This is a genomic window from Hydrogenophaga sp. PAMC20947 (genome assembly GCF_004795855.1).
Classification (GTDB): Bacteria; Pseudomonadota; Gammaproteobacteria; order Burkholderiales; family Burkholderiaceae_C; genus Hydrogenophaga.
This window is the reverse complement of the sequence record NZ_CP039252.1, coordinates 3909586-3934874: the sequence shown is the minus strand read 5'-3', so window position 1 is coordinate 3934874 and position 25289 is coordinate 3909586. Positions and strand designations below refer to the sequence as shown.

Sequence of the window (25289 nt, the reverse complement as noted above, 5' to 3'; positions counted from 1 at the left end):
CGCACTCAACCCGGCCACGGCCGGGTTGGACGCATCAGTTCTGGATGAACTGCATCTGGGTGCCGGCGAGTTCGATCAGATCGCCATGCTTGAGGCCGATGGCATCGGCGCCCAGGGGTGTGCCATTGACGGTGGGCTTGACCGCGCCTTCGACCAGTGCCACGACATAGCCATGGGGGCGGCGGGTGATGGCCGCAACCGCCACACCCGGTTTGCCGATGGTGGTGACCACTTTGACCAACGGCACTTCACGCCCAGTGGCCGCACCGGACATCACCTTGATCGCTGCGCTGCCCACCGAACTGGCGGCCTCGGGCTCACCAACCACAGAGCCGGAGTGAATCACCGTGGTCTTTTCGTAGCCCCCGGGCACGCCGTCGTGCACGAACTTGATCTTGTACTTGCCGATCTCGACCGTGTCGCCGTTTTGCAGCAGCTGCTTCTTGATGGCTTTGCCGTTGACGTAGGTGCCGTTGGTGCTGTTGAGGTCTTCCAGAAACACCTCGGCACCCGACATCTGCATGACAGCATGCTCACCGCTGACCGCCAAATTGTCGATCACGATGTCGTTGTACGGCCGCCGACCGAGCGTGGTGCGGTCTTTGGTCAGCTGGACTTCCTTGATGACGACGCCATCGATGGAAACGATCATTTTCGGCATGGCCGACTCCTCTGGAACCTGATGAACTAATTCTAAATAGCTACTTGACTACGGTTGCCTTAGCATACGCGACAACAAGCCTCTGCGGATCGGCTTGGAACGGGTATGCGCCAGTATCACCGAAATATTGTCCCGCCCGCCTTGTTCGTTGGCCGTGTCGACGAGAGCGCTCCCGCGTTCTGCCAGCGAGCCCTCACCTTGCAGGATGGCAGCCAAACGTTCGTCGGGCACCATATCACTGAGCCCGTCCGAACAGAATAAGTAAGTATCGCCGTCCTCGACGCGATATTCGTTAACTTCTAGCAACACTGTGTCTTCAACACCCAGTGCCCGCGTGACCAAATTCTTGTGCGTCGCGAATTGCGCCTGCTCGGGCGTGAGCAACCCGGCATCGATCTGCTCTTGTAGCAGCGAATGGTCGCGTGTGAGCTGTTGCAGCGTTTCGCCCCGCAAACGGTAGCAGCGCGAATCCCCGACATGGCCCACCATCACCCTTGAGCCAATGAACAACCCCATGACCATGGTGGTGCCCATGCCCGCATAGGTCGGGTTGGCATTGGCCGCATTGAAGATGGACCGGTTGGCGTTGTCGATGCAGATTTCCATTGCGCGCTTGAGCTCTCGTCCTGAAGCCTCATGCCCGCCTTCAGCCAGCCAGCGGCCCAGCTCGGTCTTGATGAAGGTGGTGGCCATGGCGCTGGCCACCTCGCCTGCGTTGTAGCCGCCCATGCCATCGGCCAGGACCAGCAACTGGTTGTCCTCGTCCACGACGATGGAGTCCTCGTTGTTGTCCCGGACCATGCCGGGATCTGTCTGGGCGAAATACTCAAAGATCATGATGCGGGTAAAAGTGCAAGAGGGGGTGGCCCGTCATCGTGGGGGAGGCTCGGCAGCGCGCGCACTCGGCGCAACGTTGACGGGCATCTCGACTGGATCAGGTAAGCGTGGGGACAAAGCTTGTGTTCGCGCAAAAGCAACGGTTGCAGAACCCCGATTGTCGTTCAACTCGCTGACAGTGTCAGACACAAGGTCGGAAACGACGATGAGGGCGCGCAAGTCGCTCGCCAGCTCCGCCGCATTTGCGCAGCGTTCTGCAGGTGATTTGGCCAGGCAACGGCTCAGCAGCGCCGTGAGCGCAGCGGGCAGATCGGGCCGCAGCGAGCGCACATCGGGCGCTGGCTCATTGGCGATCTGGTACATCAAGGCGGCCAGCGAATCGGCCTGAAAAGGCAGGCTGCCGGTCAGCAATTGAAAGAGTGTGACACCCAGAGCGTAGATGTCGGCCCGACCGTCCACACGTTGCCCGGCCAGCTGCTCGGGGGACATGAAGCTCGGTGTGCCAAACACCATGCCGGTCTTGGTGCGGTTGGCATCGGTGATGCGGGCGATGCCGAAATCCGTGACTTTCACGGTATCGGATGCCGGGTCGAACATGATGTTGCCCGGCTTGATGTCGCGGTGCACCACCTGGTGGCGGTGGGCATAGTCCAGAGCCTGGGCCACACGCTCGCCAATGGACAGCACCGTGGCCACGGGCAGCAGATGCCCCGCCCGCGCATGCTCCACCAGATCGCGTCCGCGCAAGTACTCCATGGCAATGAAGGCGAGATCGTGCTCTTCGCCGGCGTCGTAGATGGTGACGATGTGGGGGTGCTGCAGGCGTCCGGCGGTTTCGGCCTCACGAAAGAACCGTTCGCGGGCATCTTGCAGCTCGGCGCCCTCAAACTCCGCACTCAGCGCCAGCGTCTTGATCGCGACGACACGCCCGATCTTGGGATCGCGCCCCTGGTAAACCACCCCCATCGCGCCTTTGCCCAGCTCTTTGTCGATCTGGTAGCGGCCCAGCATGGGTTTCTCAACGCCGCTGCCGTTGAGCAACAAGGTCCCGCCCGGGTGGGATGCGCCCGCACCCAGCACCACCGTCTCGGAAAGGTGGCGGGCGCGCTGCAGGCGGCTTTTCACATCCGGATCGGCTGCATCCAGCCGGGCCATGTGTTCGTAGACGGCTTCGGCTTTGTTGAACTGGCGCTTGCGCTCAAAGTCCAGTGCGAGGTGCTTGAGGTTGTCCATCAGGGCCTCGCTGTGCGGCACGCGGCGCAGGCGGTCAAACGCCATGTCGAGCTGGCCCTGGCCCTGCAGGGCCAGACCCATCATGCGGTTGGTTTCAGCCGATTCGGCCTGGGTCTGGCGTTGGCCCGATTCGGTGACCCCAAAACGCCGGGTGACCAGAGCGAGGTGACCGATCAGCAGCAAGGCCATGGGAAACACCAGCTGCACCCAGATGGCGCCTTGAGACAGCAGGCTGAATTCGGTGAGCAGCAAACCCAGCAGCAAAGCCGCCGACACGCCAGCGCCCACACCGGCCGAGAGGCGCGGCAATACCGCCATCAAGTAGGCCGCGATCAGCGCGATGACGCCGAGGACCAAGGCGCCGCCCCAGACCGGCTGGGCTATGAAGTGGTTTTGCAGGATGCTCGACGTGGTGTGAGCGACGATGGCCGCGGGCGACATCGTGGGCGAAACGGGTGTGTTGAACAGCGTGCCCACCCCCGCGGCGGTGGCGCCAATGATCACAAGCTTGCCAGCGTACTTGCTCGCGGGGATTTTGCCGGCCAACACATCGTAAAACGAGTCGGCGCTGAAGGGCGGGCGACCGTCCCGCTCGGGGTAGAACTGGGGCAGCACGCGACCGAGCTCGTCGGTGGCGATGCGCGTCTTGCCCATCATCACGCCCCCACCGGGCAACACCTGAAGATCCGAAGGGCCCAGGTTCAGGCTGTGGGCGGCCAATGCCAGCGCCATCGAAGGCACGGCAACGCCATCGAACCGCACCAGCAGGGGTTCGTCCCGCACGGCCCCATCGGTGTCCACCGATGGGTTGAGGTGCGCCACCGCAAGGGCTGCAGCGCCCAGGGCGGGCAAGGGCTGCTGGGACGCCGTGGCCGGCAGGCCCAGCGAGACGCCGTCCGGCAAAGACTGGCGCCGGGCGAAGTCGGGCAACGGTTGGTCGGGCGGCCCTTGGGGTTCGCCCAAAGTGAACAGCGACGGCAGAATCACGCGCCCGGAGCGTTCAATGCTCTGCGCCAATTGTCGGTCCGAGTCCAGCGTCTGCTCGGCCTGTCCGATGAAACCCAGCAGGTGCGCACGGGCGCCAGGGCCGAGATCGTCCAGCCCTGGCGTGGTGGGTGTGGCCTGCACCTGGTCCCGCAAAGCCCGCAGGCTGCTGAGCCCGCGGTCGGTTTGTGGCTCGAAGAAAAAGGCGGTGTGGGCGATGGTTTTGGCACCCGCTTGCGTCAGCTGATCGATCAGTTGCGCATGGACTTCGCGGGGCCAGGGCCAACGCCCGATGTTGGCAATGCTGGTGTCGTCGATGGCGATGATGGCGATGCGGTCGCTGGGTTGGCGAGCGGTCCGGGTGCTGGCCACGTCGTACAACTTGAGTTCCAGCCCGTTGAAGAGCTGCGTCGTCACCTGCGCCAGGACCACCAGTGCCATGACGGCGATCACCAGCACGGCGTCGGACATCCGGCGGCGGCGGCGTGCAGGTGGGGCGGGCGAACTCATGTAAGACGGAGGGTCGGCAAAGTGTGGTGGCGTGACGGAGAAGAAGGGCGAAGACGGGCTGCTTCAGAACCGAGACATGTCTTGGTCTGTAGCATTTTGTTTCATATCTCGCCTCCCGACAAGGCGTGCCTGCAGTGGGTCACAAGGCTAATCAAATTCACTGGGCCTAAAACGGAAAAAAGGCAACGCAAGCGTTGCCTTTTTTCGCAGAAGCGGCCTGAAATCAGAGCAGCGCTTTGAGCAGTTTCGCCATTTCCGACGGATTGCGCGTGACGGTGAAGCCGCAGGCTTCCATGACCGCCAGCTTGGCGTCGGCTGTGTCGGCGCCGCCAGAGATCAGCGCACCAGCGTGGCCCATGCGTTTGCCGGGAGGCGCGGTGACACCCGCGATGAATCCGACGATGGGCTTCTTCATGTTGTCACGGCACCATTCGGCGGCTTCGGCTTCGTCCGGACCACCGATTTCGCCAATCATGATCACGGCATCGGTGTCGGGATCTTCATTGAAAGCGCGCATCACATCGATGTGCTTCAGGCCGTTGATGGGGTCGCCACCGATGCCGACAGCGGTCGACTGGCCCAGACCGATTTCGGTCAGCTGTGCCACGGCTTCATAGGTCAGCGTGCCCGAACGGGACACGACACCGATGCGGCCTTTTTTGTGGATATGCCCGGGCATGATGCCGATCTTGATTTCGTCGGGCGTGATCAGGCCGGGGCAGTTGGGGCCCAGCAGCAAGGTTTTCTTGCCGCCTGCGGCTTCCTTGGCCTTCATGCGGTTGCGCAAGATCAGCATGTCCTTGACCGGAATGCCTTCGGTGATGCAGATCGCCATATCCAGATCGGCCTCAACGGCCTCCCAGATCGCAGCGGCGGCACCGGCTGGCGGCACATAGATCACCGACACGGTGGCGCCGGTTTCAGAAGCAGCTTCCTTGACCGAGGCGTAGATCGGGATATTGAAGATCGACTCGCCGGCCTTCTTGGGGTTCACGCCCGCGACAAAGCACTCTTTGCCGTTTGCGTATTCCTGGCATTTTTCCGTGTGGAACTGACCGGTCTTGCCGGTGATGCCCTGGGTGATGACTTTGGTGTCTTTGTTGATGTAGATCGACATGGTGTATTCCTTCGAGCGTTAGGCTGCTTTAGGCGGCATTCACCGCGGCGACCGCTTTTTCAGCGGCTTCGGCCATGGTGTCGGCACTGATGATGGGCAGGCCGGACTCGGCCAGCATCTTCTTGCCCAACTGCTCGTTGGTGCCCTTCATGCGCACCACCAGTGGCACGCTGAGGTTGGTGGCCTTGCAAGCCGTGATCACGCCCGTGGCGATGGTGTCGCACTTCATGATGCCGCCGAAGATGTTGACCATGATGGCCTTGACCTTGTCGTTTTTCAGCATGATCTTGAAGGCTTCGGTGACCTTCTCGGGGGTGGCACCGCCGCCCACGTCCAGGAAGTTGGCTGGCTCGGCGCCGTACAACTTGATGGTGTCCATGGTGGCCATGGCCAAGCCTGCGCCGTTGACCAGGCAGCCGATGTTGCCGTCGAGGCTGATGTAAGCCAGGTCGAATTTGGAGGCCTCGATTTCAGCCGCGTCTTCTTCGTCGAGATCGCGGTAAGCAACGATATCTGGGTGACGGAACAGCGCGTTGGGATCGAAGTTGAACTTCGCGTCCAGGGCCATCAGGTTGCCCTTGGAATCGCAGTTCAGCGGGTTGATCTCCACCAGCGACGCGTCGGTGTCCATGTAGCACTTGTAGATCTTGGCGAAGATGTCAACAGCCTGGTCCACAGAAGCGCCCGTCAGGCCGATGGCTGCTGCGACTTTCTTCGATTGCTCAGTGGTGATGCCGACCAGTGGGTCGATCATCTCGGTGATGATTTTCTCGGGCGTGGAATGGGCCACTTCCTCGATGTCCATGCCGCCTTCGCTCGAAGCGATCAGGGCGACCTTTTGCGTGGCGCGGTCTGTGACCAGCGACACATACAGTTCGTTCTTGATGTCGGCGCCGTCTTCGATGTAGAGGCGACGCACTTTCTGGCCTTCAGGGCCAGTCTGGTGGGTCTTGAGCTGCATGCCCAGAATTTCACCGGCCAGGCGCTTGACGTCGTCAATCGACTTCGCCACCTTGACGCCACCGCCCTTGCCACGGCCACCGGCGTGGATCTGGGCCTTCACCACCCACACGGGGCCACCCAGTTTTTGTGCGGCTTCAACGGCCTCCTGCACAGTGAAAGCAGCGATACCACGGGGAGTGGGCACGCCGAACTGACGCAAGATTTCCTTGCCTTGATACTCGTGAATCTTCATGAGGGTCTCTCTCAGGAATGAAGGGTTGTTTCAGCTGGCAACCGTTCGGGTCACCAGCGCGGGGGCATTGGACACAGCAACCTATGACTGTATCATGTTGCACTGCACCAACAGTCAGTGGCATCACGCGAGGCGTAATACATAATTATATTGCCGCTACACTGAATCCCAACTGACAACCAGGAAGGCGGAACACACCATGGCCCTCATCTTCATCGACGGCGAAGCCGGCACCACGGGCCTGCAGATTCGCGAACGACTGCAAAAACTTCCCCAGTTCGAGCTGCTCAGCATCGCCTCCGAGCGGCGCAAAGATCCCGAGGCCAAACGCGAGCTCATGGCCCAGGCGGATCTGGTGATCTTGTGCCTGCACGACGACGCGGCCCTTGAATCGGTGGCCATGATCGATGCACTGCCCGGCAAAAAGCCCCGCATCATCGACGCCTCGACCGCGCACCGCTGCAACGATCAATGGGCCTACGGCTTTCCCGAACTCAGCGCCGACCAGACCGCCAAGGTGGCCCAAGCCGACCGCGTGGCCAACCCCGGTTGTTATGCCACCGGCGCGATTGCGATCCTGCGTCCCCTGATCGAAGCGGGCCTGTTGCCCGCTGACTATGCCGTGTCGCTGCCTTCGGTGAGCGGTTACTCCGGCGGCGGGCGCGCCATGATCGAAGCGTACGAAAAGGGCGAAGCGCCGCTGCACGAGGCCTACGCCCTGGGCCTGACCCACAAACACATCCCTGAAATCCAGCGCTACACCGGCCTGACCCGCCGCCCCATCTTCATCCCAGCGGTCGGCAACTTCCAGCAAGGCATGCTGGTGCAATTGCCGGTGCACCTGGATGCGCTGCCCGGTCAACCCAAGGCCAGCGATCTGCACGACGCCCTCCACGCCCATTACGCCGCGAGTGCAGCAGCGGGCGGCTTCGTGCGGGTGGAACCAGCGACCGCCGACGGCAAGCTCAGCGCCACGGCGTTGAACGACACCAACCAGCTGGAACTTCGCGTGTTCGCCAACGAAACACACCGCCACGCGGTGGTCATCGCCCGCCTGGACAACCTGGGCAAGGGCGCCAGCGGCGCGGCTGTGCAAAACCTGCAGCTGATGCTCGGGGTTTAGGTTCTCCCGCGCGGCCTGGGCGGCGCGCCCCGAGCCGGTCCCGGGACGGTTTCGCGGCGTTGTGCGCTAGAAAACAAGCACACCGGACTCAAAACCCGTCTGCGCCCGAACAGCACACGGGCGGTCTTCTTCAATCAAACTCGTCGAACGCGCCCTTGACCACGCGCCGGATCGCTTCGGCACCAAAGCCCCGACCCGCCAGAAAGCGCATCTGCTTGGCACGACCCTGGGCATCGTCCGCGGGTACACCGAATTTCTTGTGCCACACGTCGTGCGCCCGCTGAACCTCGCTGCCCTGCAGGTCCGCCACCGCTTGAGCAATGGCTTCGGGCGCCAGACCCTTGGCCTGCAGTTCTTGGCGCACCCGTTGGGCGCCCAGACGCGGTGCGCGCCGGAACACCACCGACTCCAGCACCCGCTGTTCATTGATGAAGCCCTTGGCCTGCAACTCGTCCAGCGCCCGGGCGAGCTCGCCGGGCTCATTCTCGTGCTGGCGCAGCTTGCGCTCCAGCTCGAAGCGCGAGTGCTCACGCTGACCGAGCAGACGCAAGGCGCGGCCCTTCATGGATGGTTGATCAAATGCCATGGGCGTATCGCGAGCACGGGGGCAACCTGGCGAGCTTGGCCAGGGTGCCAGGGAAGATGTGGGTCATTGCGCTCATTGCGCTTGTACCAGCTGCTTGATCTTCGAGGCTTTCTCGAAGTGATCCAGCTGCTGGGTTTGAATCCACCAGGTGGCCACTTCGATCAAAAGACCCGGGGTATCGTTTTTGTTCGCAAAAAATGCGTAAAACGACAAGCCCACGCCGGGGCCTTTGCTGGCGAGCTTCGCATCACATACCGCGATGATCTTCTCGCGCAAAGCATCCGACAGAGGCCCCCGCACGGCAACCGTCACTCGGCTGCTGCTTTGTCGGCCTTTTCAGCCTTGTCCGCTTTGTCGGCCTTGTCGCTCTTGTCGGCTTTGGCTCCCTTGGCGCCTTTGCCTGCGGGCGCTTCTTCCACCGGCAGGAGCGGTACGCCCAGCTCGGCGCGCACCTTGTTTTCAATCTCACGGCGCAGATCGGGGTTCTCGCGCAGGAATTCGCGCGAGTTGTCGCGGCCTTGCCCGATTTTTTCGCCGTTGTAGGCGTACCAGGCGCCGGATTTTTCGATCACGCGGTTGGCCGCGCCCAGATCCAGGATTTCGCCTTCACGGCTGATGCCCTCGCCAAACAGGATGTCGAACTCGGCCGTCTTGAAGGGCGGCGCAACCTTGTTTTTCACCACCTTGACCTTGGTCTCGTTGCCGATGGCTTCGTCGCCCCTCTTGATGGTGCCGGTGCGGCGGATGTCCAGGCGCACAGAAGCGTAAAACTTGAGCGCGTTGCCGCCGGTGGTGGTCTCGGGGGAGCCGAACATCACACCGATCTTCATGCGGATCTGGTTGATGAAGATCACCATGCAATTGCTCTTCTTGATGGTGGCGGTGAGTTTGCGCAACGCCTGGCTCATCAACCGGGCCTGCAAGCCGGGCAGCGAGTCGCCCATCTCGCCTTCGAGCTCGGCCTTGGGCGTGAGCGCGGCCACCGAGTCGATCACGATCAGATCAACCGCGCCGGAGCGCACCAGGCTGTCGACGATTTCCAGTGCCTGCTCGCCGGTGTCGGGCTGGGAGATCAGCAGGTCTTGCAGGTTCACGCCCAATTTTTGCGCGTACTGAATGTCCAGCGCGTGCTCGGCGTCGACAAAGGCGCACTGCCCGCTCAGCTTTTGCATTTCGGCAATCACCTGCAGGGTCAGCGTGGTCTTGCCCGAAGATTCAGGGCCGTAGATCTCGACCACCCGGCCGCGCGGCAGGCCGCCGACGCCCAGGGCGATGTCCAGACCCAGCGAGCCGGTGGACACGACCTGGATATCTTCGATCACCTCGCCTTCGCCCAGACGCATGATGGTGCCCTTGCCGAACTGCTTTTCGATCTGGGCCAGCGCGGCCTGCAGGGCCTTGGCTTTTTCGGCGTTGAGGGGATTGGGTTTGACGGCTGCGTCCATGGTGGGCTCCTTGATGATCGGTTGTTGTGCCATGAGTGGGGGTTCGCTTTCCGGCCTGTGTGATTGCGTACAGGCTGGATGCTTGAACAGGAGTCTATCGCGAGATACTTCCCCAACAAGCCATATTTTGGTCAGTTTAGTTTACTATATGAGCCTCCCCCCTGCGCCGCTTCGCGCCTTCCTCCTCAAGGGGACCACGGCGAGCGCCCCGGAAACCGTTTGAACCGATCCACATGACCGACAGCCCTCCCCACACCCCCGATGACCGCTGGCGCCAAACGCACCTGGGTCGGCTCATGGGGCTGGCGCTGCGCCGGTTTGATGAGCGGGTGCTGCACCTGATGGCGCACGACGCGAATGTGCCGCTGGCGCTGTCCAACCTGGCCGCCCGCGATCAGATCGGAGCGGCCCATGTCCACATCACCCGCCACCTGGGTTTGCAGGGTTCACGGCTGACCGTGCTGGCACAGGCGGCGGGCATGACCAAGCAGGCCATGGGCCACCTGGTGGACCAGTGTGAGGCGTGGGATCTGGTGCGGCGCGAACCCGATCCACTCGACGCACGCGCACGCCGCATCGTGTTCACTGCGACGGGTTTGCTGTGGCTGGCGGCCTTTCGGCACGCGGTGGACCAGGCCCAGACGGAATTCCACGGACTGGTGGGCAATGAGGTGGCCACGGTGGTCACCCTGGGTCTGGAGGCCTATGGCCTTGAGGCTTCCGGCCCCCCGTCCCGCCGCGTCTCTGGGTGAAACCCCGGGGGTCACGGGCGCAAAACACGAGGCATCACGGCCTAGAATGGCTTGAGGCTGGCGTTTCATGTGCCATTCGGGCGCGGCCCGTGTGGTCAACACCGACCTGGGGCCCTGCAGCGGGGTCCGTCACAACAAAAGGGGCCGCCTTCCGCAGGCCCACGAGGAGACTTGGATGCGCATCCTGATTGCAGAAGATGACCAGGTACTGGCCGATGGCCTGTTGCGAAGCTTGCGCGCTGCCGGCGCCGCGGTCGATCATGTCGCCAGCGGCAGCGAAGCCGACGCCGCGCTGATGACGAACAACGAGTTCGATCTGCTGATCCTGGATCTGGGGCTGCCCAAAATGCACGGCCTCGAAGTGCTCAAGCGCTTGCGCTCGCGAGGCTCCACCGTCCCGGTGTTGATCCTGACCGCCGCCGACAGCGTGGAGGAACGCGTCAAAGGCCTGGACTACGGCGCCGACGACTACATGGCCAAGCCGTTTTCACTGCAGGAGCTGGAAGCCCGCGTGCGCGCGCTCACCCGACGCGGCATGGGGGGTGCAACCTCTTGCATCAAGCACGGACCGCTGGAATACGACCAGGCGGGCCGTGTGGCCACCATCGACGGCAAGATGATCGAGCTGTCCGCACGTGAGCTGGGGTTGCTGGAGGTCTTGCTGCAGCGCTCAGGCCGGCTGGTGAGCAAGGATCAGCTGGTCGAGCGGTTGTGCGAATGGGGTGAAGAGGTCAGCAACAACGCCATTGAGGTGTACATCCACCGCCTGCGCAAGAAAATCGAAAAAGGACCGATCCGCATCGCCACCGTTCGCGGTCTGGGTTATTGCCTTGAAAAGATCCCCGGCTAAGCTCTGCTGGCACCGCTCGCCTTCTGTTTCCGCTCGAAAAAGAACCCGTGTCAACAAACCCTGACTCCGCCGCGTCGGGTGAGGCGCCCGTCCCGGCGGACGAGCGTTTCGGTCCGATGTCCTTCGGCCTGTTCCAACGGGAACAACGCAGCCTGTTTGGTGAAATCCTGGACTGGATGCTCACGCCGCTGCTTTTGCTGTGGCCGCTCTCTCTGGCCTTGACCTGGTTTGTGGCGCAGGGCATTGCCAGCAAGCCGTTTGACCGCGCGCTGGAGTTCAACCTGCTGGCGCTCACGCAGTTTGTGGTGGCCCATGACAACGTGGTCAGCTTCCGTCTCGCGCCGCAAGCGCGCGATCTGCTGCGGGCCGACGACAGCGATCTTGTTTACTACCAGGTGCTGGACCCGCGCAGCCACTTGCTGATCAGCGGCGAAGGCGATTTTCCGCTGCCCCAGGACAACGAAACCCCGGAGCCAGGCCGTGTGATGCTGCGCAACGACACGGTGCGCGGCGACGAAGTGCGGGTGGCCTACGCCTGGCTTTCGCGCACCAGCGATCCCCGCCACCTGGTGCTGATGCAGGTGGCCGAGACCAAGGGCAAGCGCTCCACCCTGGCCACGGAAATCATCAAGGGCGTGATGGTGCCGCAGTTTGTCATCTTGCCGCTGGCGGTGTTGCTGGTGTGGCTGGCGCTGGTGCGCGGCATCCGCCCGCTCAACGAGCTGGAGCAGCGCATTCGGGCCCGCAAGCCCGATGATCTGAGCCCCATCGAAGAATCGTTCATCCCCCAGGAAGTGGCGCCGCTGGTCTCATCGATCAACGATTTGCTGACGCGGTTGAAAGCCTCGCTCACCACGCAAAAACGCTTTCTGGCGGACGCGGCCCACCAGCTCAAGACACCGCTGGCGGGCTTGCGCATGCAGGCCGAGCTGGCGCAGCGGGAGAGCGACCCCCAGGAGATCCGGGGCTCGCTGCAGCAGATTGCACGCGCCAGCACGCGCGCGACCCACACCGTCAACCAGCTGTTGGCTCTGGCCCGCGCGGAAACCACCGGACGCACCCTGCCCACGGCACAGATCGACCTGGCCCGGCTGGTGACCGGCGTGGTGCGCGACTCGGTGCCGCGTGCGCTGGAACACGGCGTCGACCTCGGCTACGACGGCCCCGACATGATGCCGCCCAACGGCATCATGGACGGCAACCCCACCCTGCTGCAGGAAATGGTGCGCAACCTGGTCGACAACGCCGTGCACTACTCGGGAAAGGGAGGCGTGGTGACCGCGCATGTGCTCTTCGACCGCTTCAGCGGCGTGCAGATTCTGCAAGTGGAAGACAACGGCCCGGGCATTCCGGAGAACGAGCGCGAGCTGGTGTTGCAGCCGTTTTACCGTGCGCTGGGGACCAACGTCGACGGCTCGGGGCTGGGCCTGGCCATCGTTCATGAAATCGCCCAGCAGCATGGCGCCACGGTGCACATGGAAGACGCCCACAACAACCCCACCCACCGGGGCTTGCGGGTGTCGGTGCGGTTTGCACCCAAAGCCCACCCGTCAGAGGACTGAGCTCAAGCCGTGGCGCCTGGGTCGGGTGCCTTGATGGCCAACGCGAACACCGCGTGTGATGGGATCGATGCACCCCACATCACGCTGGGCACGCAGCCGGGTCCTCAGGCTTGTTCTTGCAGCGTCTCGCCCAGCGCGCTCACCATGCGATCGATCTCCGCCGGCGTGCTGATGAACGGCGGCGCGAGCTGGATGGTGTCGCCCCCATTGCGCACATAAAAGCCCTTCTTGTACATGGCCATCGCGATCTCGAAAGGCCGGCGCGCGGGCTCGCCCGGCAGCGGGTCAATGGTGATGCCGGCGGCAAGACCAAAGTTGCGCACATCGGCCACATGCTTGACCCCTTTGAGGCCGTGAACCGCCTGCTCCAACACCGGCGTGAGCTCGCGCACGCGCTCCAGCGCATGGTCGCTGCCGAGCAGATCCAGCGAAGCCAGGCCCGCGGCACAGGCCACAGGATGGGCCGAGTAGGTGTAGCCGTGGGGAAACTCGATGGCGTAGTCGGGGCCGCCAGCGGCCATGAAGGTGTCGCAGATGTCCTGCTTGACGACCACGCCGCCGAGCGGCTGCGTGCCATTGGTGATCTGCTTGGCGAAGGTGAGGATGTCGGGCGTGACGCCAAACGCTTCGGCCCCGGTCCAGTAACCCGTGCGGCCGAAACCAGTGATGACCTCGTCGAAAATCAGCAGGATGTTGTGGGCCGTGCAGATCTCGCGCAAGCGCTGCAGATAGCCCTCAGGCGGGATGATCACACCCGCTGAACCCGAAAACGGCTCGACGATGACGGCGGCGATGTTGGACGCGTCGTGCAGCCCGATCACGTTGAGCAACTCGTCGGCGAGCTCGGCGCCGGTCTTGGGCATGCCGCGCGCAAAAGTGCCGTTCACCGGCTGTGTGTGGGGCAGGTGATCGGCCTCAATGCCCTGTCCAAAGTGCTTGCGGTTGCCCAGAATGCCACCCACCGAAATGCCGCCAAAGTTCACACCGTGGTAGCCCTTGAGGCGCCCAATCAGACGGGTCTTGCTCGCCTGTCCACGCACGCGCCAGTAAGCGCGGGCCATTTTCAAGGCGGTGTCGGCCGACTCGGAGCCCGATCCCGTGAAAAACACGCGGTTGAGGCCCTCGGGCATGCGCTCCACGATCTTGTTGGCCAGCTCAAAGGAGAGCGGGTGTGCAAAGTTGAACGCAGGCGAATAGTCCAGCGTGGCGATTTGCTGGCTCACCGCCTGCACGATTTCCTTGCGCCCATGACCCAGGCCACAACACCACAACCCCGACAGGCCGTCGAACACCTGACGGCCATCGGCGGTCGTGTAGTACGCGCCCTCGCCGCGCACGATCAGGCGTGGATCCTGCTGGAACTGGCGGTTGCCGCTGAACGGCATCCAGTGGGCCGCCAGCCACTCGGCGTCGGTGCGGATGGCGGGTTGTTGCAATTGCTGGGTATCGCTGAGGTCCATGCGAGGCTTTCAAGAAAGGGGTGGTCAGACAGGCCATTGTCAGAATCTTGTCACTCAATGAAAATGACAACTCACACCACTTTACTTGACAATTTATGCAACATAAAGCCAAGGCCCTGATCGGCCAGATGGCCGACGTGGATTTGCGCCTCCTGAGGGTGTTTCGGGCTGTGGCCGACTGCGGCGGCATGGCGGCGGCCGAGCTGGAGCTCAACCTCGCCATGTCCACCATCAGCCGCCATGTGAAGGACCTGGAAACCCGGCTGGGGCTGGTGTTGTGCCGGCGCGGGCGCAGCGGCTTCGCCCTGACCCCCGAGGGCACCCAGGTGTACGCTGCCGCCCAACACCTGCTCGCGGCCACCGACGCCTTTCGCGGCCAGCTGCACGACATCCACCGCCGCATGGGCGGCGACCTGCACGTGGCGCTGTTTGAAAAAACCGCCTCCAATCCGGCCTCGCACATCCCGCAGGCCATTCGCCAGTTCCGCGACATCGCGCCACAGGTTCACCTGCACCTGCATGTGGGGCCCATTGGCATGATCGAGCGGGGTGTGATTGACGGGCAATACCACCTGGGGATCATCCCCGAGCACCGGCGCTCGGAGAGCCTGGACTACCTGGACCTGTTTGGTGAAACCATGCAGCTGTATGCGAGCGCAGACCATCCCTGGGTCGACAGCACGGGCGACGCCGCCCGCGACTGGACGGCCCTGAGCCAGCAACAACTCGCTGCCCTGGGATACCACTCACCCAACATGGCCCTCACCCACGCCCGCCGCCTGGAGCGCGCGGCCACCGCCTCAGACCAAGAGGCCGTGGCCACGCTCGTTCTCTCGGGCGCTTACGTGGGTTTTTTGCCCGATCACTATGCTCGGCAGTTTGTGGAAGCCGGGCAAATGCGGGCCGTGGCGCCCGCCGTGTTGCGCTACGACTGCCGCTTTGCCTGCATCTGGCGCCATGCGCCCGGGCCGCTGCGGATGGCCCAGGCATTTCTGCAAGCCTTGCAAAGCGCACACATGGGCGCTTGATACCCGTTTGCGGTCAAAGCGACAACGGCGTTGGTCCGTCTTGTTTTCACAGGGATGGCAAGCGGTTATGAGGCCCGGCGCCCAGCAGGGTCAACCTGACCCGAAGCGTTGCCGCCAGCGATCAAGTCGCTGGGGCCTGGTACACATTCAGCTGCAGGCGCTCCCGCTCCACCGCTTGCGCCACGGCGGGCAAAGCGGCAAAGCGCTGCACCAGCGCCCACGTGGCGGGCAGGGTGGTCGGATCGATGCCGGCATAACCACCCCAGCGCAGCAAGGTGAGCGCATAAGCATCCACAGCACCCGGGTGTTCGCCGAACAGCCAGGGTGAAGCCTTGGCGGCCAGGGCTTCAATTTCTTGCAGGCATTCGCGGTAACGCTCCACGGCAAACGTGCGCATGGCTTGCTGCGCCGCTTCGTCGTCGCTGAACTTCTGCGGCATGAAGAAGTGCGTGAACGTGGGGTGCACGGTGTTGTTCATCCAGGCCAGCATCGAGAGCGCATGGGTTCGCGCCTGACCCGAGGCGGGGAAGATATGGGCCTGCGGCAGCTTGGCGTCCAGGTGCAGCAGGATGGCCACGATCTGGGTGATCACATCGCCTTCGTCCACCAGCACCGGCACCTGCCCGCGGGGGTTGAGCAAGAGGTAGTCGGCCGTGCGCTGCTCGCCCTTGTGCAGCTTGATCATGGCCGGTTCAAAATTGACGCCCGCGATTTCCAGCATGGCGTGGGGCACAAAAGAACACGCCCCGGGGGCGAAAAACAGTTTCAGGCTCATGGGGCGTATTTCCTTGTCGATGGGGGAAGGGTTTAGATCGGCTTAGCTGAGATGCGGGCCGATCAGCTTGGCGATTTCGAACATGGTCACCTGCGGCTTGCCGAACACGGCCTCCAGCTTGGCATCGGCGTTGATCTTGCGCTTGTCCGCCGCGTCTTGCAGCCCCTGCGCCTTGATGTAGTCCCATAGCTTTTTCGTGACCTCGGGCCTTGAGACCAGGCCGTCACCGATCACGGCGATCAGGGCGGGGCTGGGTTGCTTGCCGCTGGCCGCGGTGGTCTTGCGTGGTGCTTTGGGCGTCTTGGCAGCCGCCGTCTTTTTGGCCGCGGCCTTCTTGGCCGGAGCGGCCTTCTTGGCGGCCGCCGTTTTGGCCGGGGCTCCAGCCGCCGTCTTGCGCGGAGGGAACTTGGAGGTGCGCGGCTCAAACGTGAAGTTCACCTTGCCCGCCTCGGCATCCCAGGTCAGGAAGGCCTTGAACGAACGGCGCGTGCGCATGGAGACAAACTTGTCCAGCAAATCGGTCTTGCCGTTGGCCAGCAGCTTTTGCATCTGCTCGCGCTCGACAGGTTGCTGCAAGATGATCTTGCCACTCTTGAAGGTGCAGCTCGGTGTGGGCTGGGCCTCGGTGGGCACGGTCTTGGAACAGACGAAGTTGCTGCCGTGCTCAAACACCGGGCTGCCGCAGATGGGGCATGCCCCCAGGCTTTCGCTTCCGGTGAAGTCAACGATCTCGCCGGATTCTTCGTTTTTCTTGTCGTCGCCGAAGTCGAATTCCAGCTTCCAGTTCTTGTCTTCTTCGTTGAACTTGATGACGATTTCGGCCACAAAAGGCCAGCCCGCTTTGGAGCGGAAACCCTCCAGAGGGCCAATGTGTTTGTTCGCCAGCAGCAACTCGGCTTCTTCGGGCTCAAAGGTGCGCCCAGCCGGCGATTTGCCGAAAGAGAACCCACAGCCTTCGCCGGCACCGTCTTTGCCCGTGCAGGTGTAGCGGCGGTAGTTTTCTTTCACCACACCGCCGCAAGTCGGGCAGGGCGTTTCCAGGGTGGCGTAGTTGCCCGGGATGGTGTCGCGGTCGTACTCCTTGGCCTTCATCACCATGCGCTCGGTCATGGAGGCGATGTCGCCCATGAATTCGGCGCGGCTGAGCTTGCCCTGCTCCATCTGCGACAGCTTGTATTCCCACTCGCCCGTGAGTTCGGCCTTGGAGAGCTCTTGCACGCCCAGGCCACGCAGCAGCGTCATGAGCTGGAAGGCCTTGGCGGTGGGAATCATTTCCCTGCCTTCGCGCAGCATGTATTTTTCGGTCAACAAACCTTCTATGGTCGCCGCGCGCGTGGCGGGCGTTCCCAGGCCTTTTTCCTGCATGGCCAGGCGCAACTCGTCATCGTCCACCAGCTTGCCTGCGCCTTCCATGGCGCCCAGCAGCGTGGCTTCCGAATAGCGCGCGGGCGGCTTGGTTTTCAGGGCCTTGGGGTCGACGCTTTCAGCACGCACGGATTCGCCTTCGCGCACCGGCACGAGGTTTTGCCCCTTGTCGCCCTCTTTGGCATCGGTCACGTCTTCGGCTGCTTCTTTGCCGTAGACCGCCATCCAGCCCGGTTTGACCAGGACCTTGCCTTCGGTTTTGAAATGGTGGACGACGCGGGCCGAGTCGCCGGGCCGCCCCAAGACTTCGGCAGCCCCCTCGGGGGGCAGCGAACCACGCGAAGCGGGGAGCGTGGGGGCACTGATGGAAGTGATGCGCGTTGTCACTGTGAATTCGGCCGACGGGAAAAACACGGCCAGGAAGCGGCGCACGACGAGGTCGTAGAGCTTCTGTTCGGCTTCGCTCAACCCGCTCGGGGCTTGCAGCGTGGGGATGATGGCAAAGTGATCGCTGACCTTGCTGTTGTCGAACACGCGCTTGGACGGGCGAATGTAGCCGCCATCGATGGCGGTCTTGGCGTGGGGCGCCAGGTGCTTCATGCCGCTGTCGGCCAGCATGGCGAAGGTTTCTTTGACCGTGGGCAAATAGTCTTCGGGCAGCGCGCGCGAGTCGGTCCGCGGGTAGGTGAGGGCCTTGTGGCGCTCGTACAGGCTCTGCGCGAGCTGCAGCGTGGTCTTGGCTGAGAAGCCAAAGCGGCCGTTGGCCTCGCGCTGCAGGCTGGTCAAGTCGTACAGCAAGCCACTGGCTTGCGTGGTGGGCTTGCTTTCTTCCTTGACGCTGGCCGTTTTGCCGCGCACTGCGTCGGCGACTTCGATGGCTTCGCGCTCGCTCCAGAGGCGATCGGCCCTCAGTTCGGCGTCGGCGCCTTCTTCTATTTGTTGAGCCGTGGGCTTCTTGAAATCGGGATTGAACCACTTGCCAGGGTACTCACCCGCCTCGGCCAGGAATCCACCGTGGATCTCCCAGTAGTCGCGGCTCCTGTGGGCGCGGATCTTTTCCTCGCGCTCGACCACGATGGACAGCGTGGGGGTCTGTACCCGGCCCACGGTGGTGAGGAAAAAGCCCCCGTCGCGGGAATTGAAGGCCGTCATGGCGCGGGTGCCGTTGATGCCGACCATCCAGTCGGCTTCGGAGCGGCTGCGCGCGGCATCGGCCAGGCCTTGCATCTGCTCGTCGGTCTTGAGGTGCTCGAATCCATCGCGAATCGCGGCTGGCGTCATGGACTGCAGCCACAGGCGCTTCACCGGCTTGCCCAGACCAGCGTATTGCCCACCTTTCAAGCCACCGGCGTACTGCTCAATCAGGCGGAAGATGAGCTCACCCTCGCGGCCCGCGTCACAGGCGTTGATCAGGCGGCTCACATCTTTGCGCTTGGCCAGCCTCACCACCGCCGACAGGCGCGACTTGGTCTTGTCGATCGGCTTGAGATCGAAATAGGGGGGCAACACCGGCAAATGGGCAAAGCTCCATTTGCCGCGCTTGACATCAAACTGCTCGGGCGCAGCGATTTCCACCAAGTGGCCCACCGCGGAGGTGACCACGTAGGTTTCACTCTCAAAGTGGTCATCGTGTTTCTCGAACTTGCCCGCCACTGGGGTGAGCGCTCGAACGATGTCTTGGGCCACGGATGGCTTCTCGGCAATGACCAGGGTTTTCATCTCTACAATCTGTTTTCTCGCGCACACGTACATGCGCGCACACACAAGGGTGCGCACACACACGTGCGCACCTGCATGAATCAACCTTACCAAATATTTTGGCTGTGACGAAAACCACCCGCAAAACGCCCAAGCCCGCCGAGACTGGCGCTGTGCCTACTGGCCGCCGCATCCAGACCCGCCGCTCCGGCGTGCATGGCAAAGGGGTGTATGCGGTGGTGGACCTGGCCGAAGGCGAGACGCTGATCGAATACGTGGGCGAGGTCATCACCTGGGAAGAGGCGCTGAACCGCCACCCCCACGATCCCACAGACCCCAACCACACGTTTTACTTCCACATTGACGAAGAACACGTGATCGACGCCAAGCACGGTGGCAACTCTTCGCGCTGGATCAACCACAGCTGCAAGCCCAACTGCGAAGCCGAGATCGACAACGACCGCGTGTTCATCCGGGCCAGGAAAAACATCGAGGCGGGCCAAGAGCTGTTTTACGACTACGGCCTGGTGATCGATGAACCCCACACACCCGAGTTGCTCAAGCAATACCCCTGCTGGTGTGGTGCGAAAAAGTGCCGCGGCACCTTGCTGGCGCCCCAGAAAAAGGGCAAGAAGTCCCAACTGGGCTGAGCCTCGCTACCCCAAGGGAGGGAGTACGCGCGGCCCCCTGCGGCCAAAACTAACACCTTCGGGTACATTGCAGGATCGACAGCCGGTCCCGCCTTGCGGTGTTGCCGGTCCACTGATCCCAGGGAAGCCATGTCAACACCTCTCGCCTCTTCGCGCCCTATCGCCGCCCTCAACCGCCTGCGCCACGCGCTGATCGGCCTGGCCTGGGTTTCGTGCGCCAGCCTGCTTCTGAGCGGCTGCATGTCCGCCGCTCACATCGCGCAAAACCTCGACAACCAGGCCCGGATCAGCGAAACGACACAGGGCATCACCCTGCTGCGGGCCCACATCAGCAAGCTGCAGGCCGCTGGCGACCCGCTGGGCGACTACTACTACGCTCTGGGCAACTCCGATGGATGGATTGCCGATGTGAGCGATCCCCAGGCGATCACGGCGTTGTTTGAGAAAGCGGCGGCCAAGGGGTCCATGGATGCGAAGATTTTGCTGGCGTTGCAGCTGGCGTCGGACGATGCGCTGCCGGGCCGCTTGGACTACAGCCATGGGCCGAGCAAAGACCTGGGCAAATGGGAACAAGGCTTGGGGCAGCTGCTGCCACTGGTTCAGCAGCAATGCAGCGTGCGAAGGTTGGTCGTGGATGACGGTCGGGCCCGGACCAGCTATTACTCCATCGCCTACGACGTCTGGCCACATTTCAGGAATGGCTACTTCCAATACAACGGGGATGGCTCTCGGGTTCTGTTGAAAGATCCCGCGCGTCAGAAACTGTGGGAGGACATTCATCGCAAGTGCACGATCCCTCAGTTTGAGTGGATCAAACCATAAGAGGCTGCCATGAGCGAGCAAGCCACCCAGTTGAACCCTCTCGATGCGGCCATCGCGATACGTTTGGCTTTCTGGTCGTACCCGCACAAGGACATTCAAACCGCAGAGAAGGTTGCAAAATATCCGGAGTCGTGGAAGCACGCTGCGCCTGGTGATGATCTTCCTCCTGGATTCAATGCTTACATCCCTGCCCAGAATGGACAGCCCGCTCAAGAAGGGTGGAGTACCCAGCACGACGCCCAAGGCAAACTGATCAACCAGTTCATGGTCTCGATCAATCAGACCACCCAGCAAATCACCTTCGACTTCAAGGGCTCGGACAATGTCAGCAACTTCAAGTCCGACTTCGGGAACGCTGGCGCCAGCGAATTCGCACGCATTGAGGGACAAGCACAAAAAGCCTTATTGGCTTTGCAGGCCGATGAGCGCTACAAAGGGTTCACCTTTGCCGCCACCGGCCACAGCCTGGGCGGCGGCATGGCTCAAAGCTTTGCCCTCAAGAACAACCTCGACGCCTACGTCTACAACAGCCTGCCCATCGCGCGCAACACCATCCAGGGCGGCTACTTCCAGGACGCAGGCGGCTTTGACGCGGCGTTGACCCGCTACCAGGCCAGCGGGCGCACGGTGCACGACATCCGCACGCCGAACGACATAGCGACCTTCACCTACGACACCGTCGCGCGCAACCAGTACCTGAGCGACGCCGTGCCACCCGGCATCCAGCAGCTGCCGGGCGCGGCGATCCCCAACTTGCTCAAGGCCGCGCTGATGACCAGCCAGGTGGGGGCGGCGGCTGGTCTGGCCATCATGGGCAACGACCACCGCATGGGCGCGATGTTTGACGCGCAATACGGGTTGGGCATCGATACCAAAAGCGGTGCCTACCGCATTCCCGAGGGCCACGTCGACTTTGCTGCGATCCCCGCCAAGGTGCGCCAGCAGTTTGCCGAGCTCAGCACCTCACCAGTGACCAAGGTGTACCAGTCCGAGCGCGGGGAGACCCACGACGGCGCCACCTCGGCCTACCACCGCTTCGAGATCGCGCGGGAAGACGGCTCCACCCAGCGCATGCGCATCCATGTGGCCTCGGGCGAGGTGGCGCTCGATCACCGACACACCGACGGCCGGCGCACCCTGGTCACGCTGGACCCCCGGCACCCCGAGGCCATGCAGGTGAAGGAGCTCGCCGCTGCGGAGTTGAACACCGGCACTGCAACCCGAGCGTCACCCTCGCTGTCCCCGGCCCAGCAGGCCCAGGTGCAGGCCATCCACGCCCAGCTGGCGCCCAGCCTGGGGGCCAAGGGCTACAGCGCCGAACAGGTCGATCAGCTCAGCGCCGCCACGCTTGCGCACCTGGGCCGCCACACCGCCCAGGGTGGTGCCCAAGGCATTTTCGTCAGCAAAGACGGCTCGCGCATCGCCGTGCGCCACGAGCACCACCAGCTCAGCGAACTGGATGTGGGAAAAGCCCTTCAACAGCGCACCAGCGAGCATCTGCAGGCCGCGACTCAGGGCCGGGTTGGGGCCGACAGCCCCACGACTGGGTGGGCCCTGCAGCCCCCGCCCCACAACGCCCCTGTTCAGGCCGAACAGGTGGCCGCGTTACACCGCTGAAACTTCAGGCCACAATCGAGGCCTGACCCTTGCCACCGACATGCGCCCTACCCACCTCACCCAACACGCCGAAAACGTCTGGCTGTCCACCGTCAACCTCTTGCCGGGCTTCACCGTCGAGGTGGTGCCCAGCATCGCGTCCACCAACAGCGAACTGATGCGCCGCGCCCGCGAGGGCTCCCTGGATCCGGTGTTGCTGGCGGCCGAAGAACAGACCGCAGGCCGGGGTCGCATGGGCAAGGGCTGGCACAGCAGCCGGGCCGGGCAGTCGCTCACGTTCTCGCTCGCGTTGCCGCTGTCTCCCGTCAGCTGGTCGGGTTTGTCGCTGGTGGTGGGCCTGAGTCTGGCCGAACAGCTGCACACCGATCTGCGCCTGAAATGGCCCAACGACCTGTGGCTGTACCAACGCAAGCTCGGCGGCATCCTGGTGGAAACAGCCAGCGTGGGGCAGGGAGCCGAAGGGCGGCGGCTGGTGGTGATCGGGATCGGGATCAACATATCGCGCCCCGAGGTCAGCCAGCTCGGCGCGGTGCCTGAAGCAGCCCCTGGTGGCATGCCCGCCATGCCACCAGCCGGCCTGGCCGAGGTGTGCATGGGCCAAACCGCCGGCGAAACGCTGGAGGCCGTGGTGCCGGCCCTGGTCCGGGATGTGTTGCGATTTGAGTCCGAGGGCTTTGGGGCCTTCGCAGCGCGATTCGCCGAGCGCGACACCTTGTTTCAACAGGCGGTGCGGCTTTCCGACGGCCGACAGGGCCTGGCCCAGGGCGTTGACGCCAGCGGGGCTTTGCTGGTCAACATCGATGGCCTGGTGCAGGCGATCACCAGTTCGGAAGTGAGCGTGAGGCCATGCTGAGATGGGTGGTGGGTTTGCTGCTGGTCGCCAACGGGGTGTACTACGCCTGGACCCAGGGCCATCTGGCGCCCCTGGGATTTGCCCCAACCGAACAACGCGAACCTGAGCGCATGGCTGGCCAGATCCAGCCCGATGTGCTGCATTTGCTCAACGCGCCCCGCCCCGCAGACGCACCCCAACCGTCCGCTGCGGCTGACAGCGCCCTAGCGCCGGTACCCAGCAGCGGAGCCGCCACCGCCTCTGCCGCGCCAGCCCCACCCGACGAAGCCCCTTTGCCTGCATCGCCGGGTGATCCAACGCCCGCGCCGCCGCCCCTTTCACCCACGGTCACCACCGCCTGCTGGTTGGCCTCAGGCTTCGATGAAACCGAAGCCGATGCCTTGAGGCGTGCGCTGCCCCGCCTGGGCTTGCCCAAGGGCAGCTGGCGCCTGGAAGAATCGCGCAGCGGTGGCCGCTGGGTGGTTTACATGGGCCGCTACAACGACGATTTGATGGAGCGCAAAAAGGAAGAATTGCGAGACTTGAAGATCGAGTTCCGCACACTGACCGCCCCACCACTGGGCCCCGGACTGGCCCTGGGCACCTTCTCCAGCGAAGACGCCGCTGAACAGGGCTTGAAGAACGTCACGAACAAGGGCGTGCGCTCTGCAAGAGTGGCCCAGGAGCGCGACCCCTCCATCTCCGTGACCCTGCGCCTGCCGTCCATCACCAGCGATGAGCGCGCCGCCGTGCAGAGCCTGGGCAGCGCCCTGGCTGGCAAGACACTGCGGTCCTGTGGGGGTGGTGGATAAAGCACCCCCCGCGCACGCTTTCAGCGCGGCATCCTCGTTTGGAGAACCCTCTCCGGCAGCGGTAGAGCGTTCTCTCCAAAAACGAAAACGCCGGGCTGCACTTTGCAGTGCAACCCGGCGTGAGGTGTCTCAACCCAGAACGCCGCCGGTCCGGCTTTGCCGGTCGGCCAGCGTTGCCCCCTTGAGCGGGTCGCGCGAAGCGCGGCGGAGGTGAAAAAGCCTCCGGTGCGAAATGCCTTAACCCAGTGATCACGGTGGAACCGGCTTCGCCGGGCCACACGTGATGCCCCCTTGAGGGGGTGACGCACCGCAGGTGCGGCGCAGGGGTGGGCCTTATCCAGCCACGACGCGAACCATCTCCAGGCACTTGTTCGAGTAGCCCCACTCGTTGTCGTACCAGGCGATCACTTTCACAAACGTACCGTCCAGCGCAATGCCGGCATCGGCATCAAACACGCTGGTGCAGGTCTCGCCGCGGAAGTCGGTCGCCACCACTTTGTCGGTCGTGTAGCCCAGCACGCCTTTGAGCGCGCCTTCGCTTTGTGCCTTCATCTCGGCGCAGATCTCGGCGTAGGTGGCTTCCTTGTTCAGCTCGACCACCAGGTCGACCACCGACACGTCGGACGTGGGCACGCGGAAACTCATCCCGGTGAGCTTCTTGTTCAGCTCAGGAATCACCACGCCCACGGCCTTGGCAGCACCAGTGCTCGAAGGAATGATGTTTTCCAGAATGCCACGGCCGCCGCGCCAGTCTTTGTTGCTCGGGCCGTCAACGGTCTTTTGCGTGGCGGTTGCAGCGTGCACGGTGGTCATCAAACCGCGCTTGATGCCCCACTTGTCGTTCAACACCTTGGCCACAGGGGCCAGGCAGTTGGTGGTGCAGCTGGCGTTGGAGATGATGGCCTGGCCGGCGTAGGTGGCGTGGTTCACGCCAAAGACGAACATGGGGGTGTCGTCTTTGGATGGCGCGCTCTGGATGACCTTCTTGGCGCCGGCGTCGATGTGTTTCTGGCAGGTTTCTTTGGTGAGGAACAGGCCGGTCGCTTCGATAACGATGTCGGCACCGACTTCGTTCCATTTCAGGTTGGCAGGGTCGCGCTCTTGCGTCAGGCGGATGGTCTTGCCGTTGACGACGATGTTGCCGCCTTCGACCTTCACATCGCCCTTGAAGCGGCCGTGCACCGAGTCGTACTGGAGCATGTAAGCCAGGTAGTCGGGCTCCAGCAGGTCGTTGATGGCGACGACTTCGATGTCAGCGAAGTTCTGAATCGCGCTGCGCAACACGTTGCGCCCGATGCGGCCGAAGCCGTTGATACCGATCTTGATGGTCATGTCCTGTACTCCTGAAAATTAAAAAAGAAACCGACTTGCTTGA

22 protein-coding genes are annotated in these 25289 nt (G+C 63.2%); 10 read left to right on the top strand and 12 right to left on the bottom strand.

Annotation, left to right across the window (positions count from 1 at the left end):
• Positions 1 to 34: 34 nt before the first annotated feature.
• The 5 genes from E5678_RS18005 to sucC form a co-directional block, all read right to left on the bottom strand.
• Complete coding sequence (locus tag E5678_RS18005; protein WP_136179808.1) at positions 35 to 661, bottom strand: FHA domain-containing protein; 627 nt, start codon at positions 659 to 661, stop codon at positions 35 to 37.
• 48 nt (positions 662 to 709) lie between these two features.
• A complete protein-coding gene (locus tag E5678_RS18000; RefSeq protein ID WP_136179807.1) occupies positions 710 to 1498 on the bottom strand; it encodes a Stp1/IreP family PP2C-type Ser/Thr phosphatase in 789 nt (262 codons plus the stop codon).
• Between the two features lie 33 nt (positions 1499 to 1531).
• Complete coding sequence (locus E5678_RS22840) at positions 1532 to 4186, bottom strand: serine/threonine-protein kinase (protein ID WP_136180848.1); 2655 nt, start codon at positions 4184 to 4186, stop codon at positions 1532 to 1534.
• A 262-nt stretch (positions 4187 to 4448) separates the two neighbouring features.
• Positions 4449 to 5342, bottom strand: coding sequence for a succinate--CoA ligase subunit alpha (gene sucD, locus E5678_RS17990; protein WP_136179806.1), 894 nt, complete (start codon positions 5340 to 5342; stop codon positions 4449 to 4451).
• A gap of 28 nt (positions 5343 to 5370) precedes the next feature.
• Positions 5371 to 6537 (bottom strand): ADP-forming succinate--CoA ligase subunit beta, encoded by a 1167-nt coding sequence (gene sucC / locus E5678_RS17985; RefSeq protein ID WP_136179805.1) that lies wholly within the window; start codon positions 6535 to 6537, stop codon positions 5371 to 5373.
• A 199-nt stretch (positions 6538 to 6736) separates the two neighbouring features.
• Here sucC and argC point away from each other — a divergent pair, with 199 nt between their 5' ends.
• Positions 6737 to 7660, top strand: coding sequence for an N-acetyl-gamma-glutamyl-phosphate reductase (argC, locus tag E5678_RS17980; RefSeq protein WP_136179804.1), 924 nt, complete (start codon positions 6737 to 6739; stop codon positions 7658 to 7660).
• 130 nt (positions 7661 to 7790) lie between these two features.
• On the opposite strand, the gene recX is transcribed toward argC, so the two are convergent.
• The 3 genes from recX to recA form a co-directional block, all read right to left on the bottom strand.
• Positions 7791 to 8246 (bottom strand): recombination regulator RecX, encoded by a 456-nt coding sequence (gene recX / locus E5678_RS17975; protein ID WP_136179803.1) that lies wholly within the window; start codon positions 8244 to 8246, stop codon positions 7791 to 7793.
• Between the two features lie 72 nt (positions 8247 to 8318).
• Complete coding sequence (locus tag E5678_RS17970; RefSeq protein WP_247596818.1) at positions 8319 to 8558, bottom strand: DUF6500 family protein; 240 nt, start codon at positions 8556 to 8558, stop codon at positions 8319 to 8321.
• Positions 8555 to 9691, bottom strand: coding sequence for a recombinase RecA (gene recA / locus E5678_RS17965; RefSeq protein ID WP_136179802.1), 1137 nt, complete (start codon positions 9689 to 9691; stop codon positions 8555 to 8557). Before recA ends, E5678_RS17970 begins: the two co-directional genes overlap by 4 nt.
• 233 nt (positions 9692 to 9924) lie before the next feature.
• On the opposite strand from recA, the gene E5678_RS17960 reads away from it, so the two are divergent.
• The 3 genes from E5678_RS17960 to E5678_RS17950 all read left to right on the top strand — a co-directional run bounded on the left by E5678_RS17960 (position 9925) and on the right by E5678_RS17950 (position 12855).
• The gene (locus E5678_RS17960; RefSeq protein WP_136179801.1) at positions 9925 to 10443 is read left to right on the top strand and encodes a MarR family winged helix-turn-helix transcriptional regulator; all 519 of its coding nucleotides are present in this window, start codon (positions 9925 to 9927) and stop codon (positions 10441 to 10443) included.
• A 175-nt stretch (positions 10444 to 10618) separates the two neighbouring features.
• Positions 10619 to 11293 carry a response regulator transcription factor gene (locus E5678_RS17955; protein WP_136179800.1) on the top strand — a complete coding sequence of 225 codons (675 nt, stop codon included), beginning with the start codon at positions 10619 to 10621 and terminating at the stop codon, positions 11291 to 11293.
• Positions 11294 to 11409: 116 nt separating this feature from the next.
• The gene (locus E5678_RS17950) at positions 11410 to 12855 is read left to right on the top strand and encodes a sensor histidine kinase (protein WP_136180846.1); all 1446 of its coding nucleotides are present in this window, start codon (positions 11410 to 11412) and stop codon (positions 12853 to 12855) included.
• 104 nt (positions 12856 to 12959) lie between these two features.
• Here the strand turns inward: E5678_RS17950 and E5678_RS17945 are convergent, their stop codons facing one another.
• The gene (locus E5678_RS17945) at positions 12960 to 14315 is read right to left on the bottom strand and encodes an aspartate aminotransferase family protein (RefSeq protein ID WP_136179799.1); all 1356 of its coding nucleotides are present in this window, start codon (positions 14313 to 14315) and stop codon (positions 12960 to 12962) included.
• 95 nt (positions 14316 to 14410) lie between these two features.
• Here E5678_RS17945 and E5678_RS17940 point away from each other — a divergent pair, with 95 nt between their 5' ends.
• On the top strand, positions 14411 to 15343 hold the full coding sequence (locus E5678_RS17940) for a LysR family transcriptional regulator (RefSeq protein WP_136179798.1): 933 nt from the start codon (positions 14411 to 14413) through the stop codon (positions 15341 to 15343).
• 121 nt (positions 15344 to 15464) lie between these two features.
• Here the strand turns inward: E5678_RS17940 and E5678_RS17935 are convergent, their stop codons facing one another.
• Positions 15465 to 16118: a glutathione S-transferase N-terminal domain-containing protein gene (locus E5678_RS17935; protein WP_136179797.1), complete on the bottom strand. Its 654-nt coding sequence runs from the start codon at positions 16116 to 16118 to the stop codon at positions 15465 to 15467.
• Positions 16119 to 16160: 42 nt separating this feature from the next.
• Entirely contained in the window at positions 16161 to 19202 is a 3042-nt protein-coding gene (locus E5678_RS17930; RefSeq protein WP_136179796.1) for a DNA topoisomerase III, read from the bottom strand.
• A gap of 104 nt (positions 19203 to 19306) precedes the next feature.
• On the opposite strand from E5678_RS17930, the gene E5678_RS17925 reads away from it, so the two are divergent.
• The 5 genes from E5678_RS17925 (at position 19307) to E5678_RS17905 (ending at position 23914) form a co-directional block, all read left to right on the top strand.
• Positions 19307 to 19831: an SET domain-containing protein-lysine N-methyltransferase gene (locus E5678_RS17925; RefSeq protein ID WP_136179795.1), complete on the top strand. Its 525-nt coding sequence runs from the start codon at positions 19307 to 19309 to the stop codon at positions 19829 to 19831.
• A 129-nt stretch (positions 19832 to 19960) separates the two neighbouring features.
• The gene (locus tag E5678_RS17920) at positions 19961 to 20653 is read left to right on the top strand and encodes a hypothetical protein (RefSeq protein WP_136179794.1); all 693 of its coding nucleotides are present in this window, start codon (positions 19961 to 19963) and stop codon (positions 20651 to 20653) included.
• Between the two features lie 9 nt (positions 20654 to 20662).
• Complete coding sequence (locus tag E5678_RS17915) at positions 20663 to 22270, top strand: lipase family protein (protein WP_136179793.1); 1608 nt, start codon at positions 20663 to 20665, stop codon at positions 22268 to 22270.
• Positions 22271 to 22310: 40 nt separating this feature from the next.
• On the top strand, positions 22311 to 23123 hold the full coding sequence (locus E5678_RS17910; RefSeq protein ID WP_136179792.1) for a biotin--[acetyl-CoA-carboxylase] ligase: 813 nt from the start codon (positions 22311 to 22313) through the stop codon (positions 23121 to 23123).
• Positions 23117 to 23914, top strand: coding sequence for an SPOR domain-containing protein (locus tag E5678_RS17905; RefSeq protein ID WP_136179791.1), 798 nt, complete (start codon positions 23117 to 23119; stop codon positions 23912 to 23914). Before E5678_RS17910 ends, E5678_RS17905 begins: the two co-directional genes overlap by 7 nt.
• 333 nt (positions 23915 to 24247) lie before the next feature.
• Here E5678_RS17905 and gap read toward each other — a convergent pair whose 3' ends face one another.
• Complete coding sequence (gap, locus tag E5678_RS17900) at positions 24248 to 25246, bottom strand: type I glyceraldehyde-3-phosphate dehydrogenase (protein ID WP_136179790.1); 999 nt, start codon at positions 25244 to 25246, stop codon at positions 24248 to 24250.
• Positions 25247 to 25289: the final 43 nt, after the last annotated feature.

Excerpts from the sequence above, each read along its gene's own strand:
- E5678_RS17955 (WP_136179800.1), top strand. The coding sequence starts at position 10,619 with ATGCGCATCCTGATTGCAGAAGATGACCAGGTACTGGCCGATGGCCTG.
- gap (WP_136179790.1), bottom strand. The coding sequence starts at position 25,246 with ATGACCATCAAGATCGGTATCAACGGCTTCGGCCGCATCGGGCGCAAC.
- E5678_RS17945 (WP_136179799.1), bottom strand. The coding sequence starts at position 14,315 with ATGGACCTCAGCGATACCCAGCAATTGCAACAACCCGCCATCCGCACC.
- E5678_RS17910 (WP_136179792.1), top strand. The coding sequence starts at position 22,311 with ATGCGCCCTACCCACCTCACCCAACACGCCGAAAACGTCTGGCTGTCC.
- E5678_RS17930 (WP_136179796.1), bottom strand. The coding sequence starts at position 19,202 with ATGAAAACCCTGGTCATTGCCGAGAAGCCATCCGTGGCCCAAGACATC.
- sucD (WP_136179806.1), bottom strand. The coding sequence starts at position 5,342 with ATGTCGATCTACATCAACAAAGACACCAAAGTCATCACCCAGGGCATC.
- E5678_RS17960 (WP_136179801.1), top strand. The coding sequence starts at position 9,925 with ATGACCGACAGCCCTCCCCACACCCCCGATGACCGCTGGCGCCAAACG.
- E5678_RS17935 (WP_136179797.1), bottom strand. The coding sequence starts at position 16,118 with ATGAGCCTGAAACTGTTTTTCGCCCCCGGGGCGTGTTCTTTTGTGCCC.
- E5678_RS18005 (WP_136179808.1), bottom strand. The coding sequence starts at position 661 with ATGCCGAAAATGATCGTTTCCATCGATGGCGTCGTCATCAAGGAAGTC.
- recX (WP_136179803.1), bottom strand. The coding sequence starts at position 8,246 with ATGGCATTTGATCAACCATCCATGAAGGGCCGCGCCTTGCGTCTGCTC.
- E5678_RS17940 (WP_136179798.1), top strand. The coding sequence starts at position 14,411 with ATGCAACATAAAGCCAAGGCCCTGATCGGCCAGATGGCCGACGTGGAT.
- argC (WP_136179804.1), top strand. The coding sequence starts at position 6,737 with ATGGCCCTCATCTTCATCGACGGCGAAGCCGGCACCACGGGCCTGCAG.
- E5678_RS18000 (WP_136179807.1), bottom strand. The coding sequence starts at position 1,498 with ATGATCTTTGAGTATTTCGCCCAGACAGATCCCGGCATGGTCCGGGAC.
- E5678_RS17920 (WP_136179794.1), top strand. The coding sequence starts at position 19,961 with ATGTCAACACCTCTCGCCTCTTCGCGCCCTATCGCCGCCCTCAACCGC.
- E5678_RS22840 (WP_136180848.1), bottom strand. The coding sequence starts at position 4,186 with ATGTCCGACGCCGTGCTGGTGATCGCCGTCATGGCACTGGTGGTCCTG.
- recA (WP_136179802.1), bottom strand. The coding sequence starts at position 9,691 with ATGGACGCAGCCGTCAAACCCAATCCCCTCAACGCCGAAAAAGCCAAG.
- E5678_RS17950 (WP_136180846.1), top strand. The coding sequence starts at position 11,410 with ATGTCCTTCGGCCTGTTCCAACGGGAACAACGCAGCCTGTTTGGTGAA.
- E5678_RS17915 (WP_136179793.1), top strand. The coding sequence starts at position 20,663 with ATGAGCGAGCAAGCCACCCAGTTGAACCCTCTCGATGCGGCCATCGCG.
- sucC (WP_136179805.1), bottom strand. The coding sequence starts at position 6,537 with ATGAAGATTCACGAGTATCAAGGCAAGGAAATCTTGCGTCAGTTCGGC.
- E5678_RS17905 (WP_136179791.1), top strand. The coding sequence starts at position 23,117 with ATGCTGAGATGGGTGGTGGGTTTGCTGCTGGTCGCCAACGGGGTGTAC.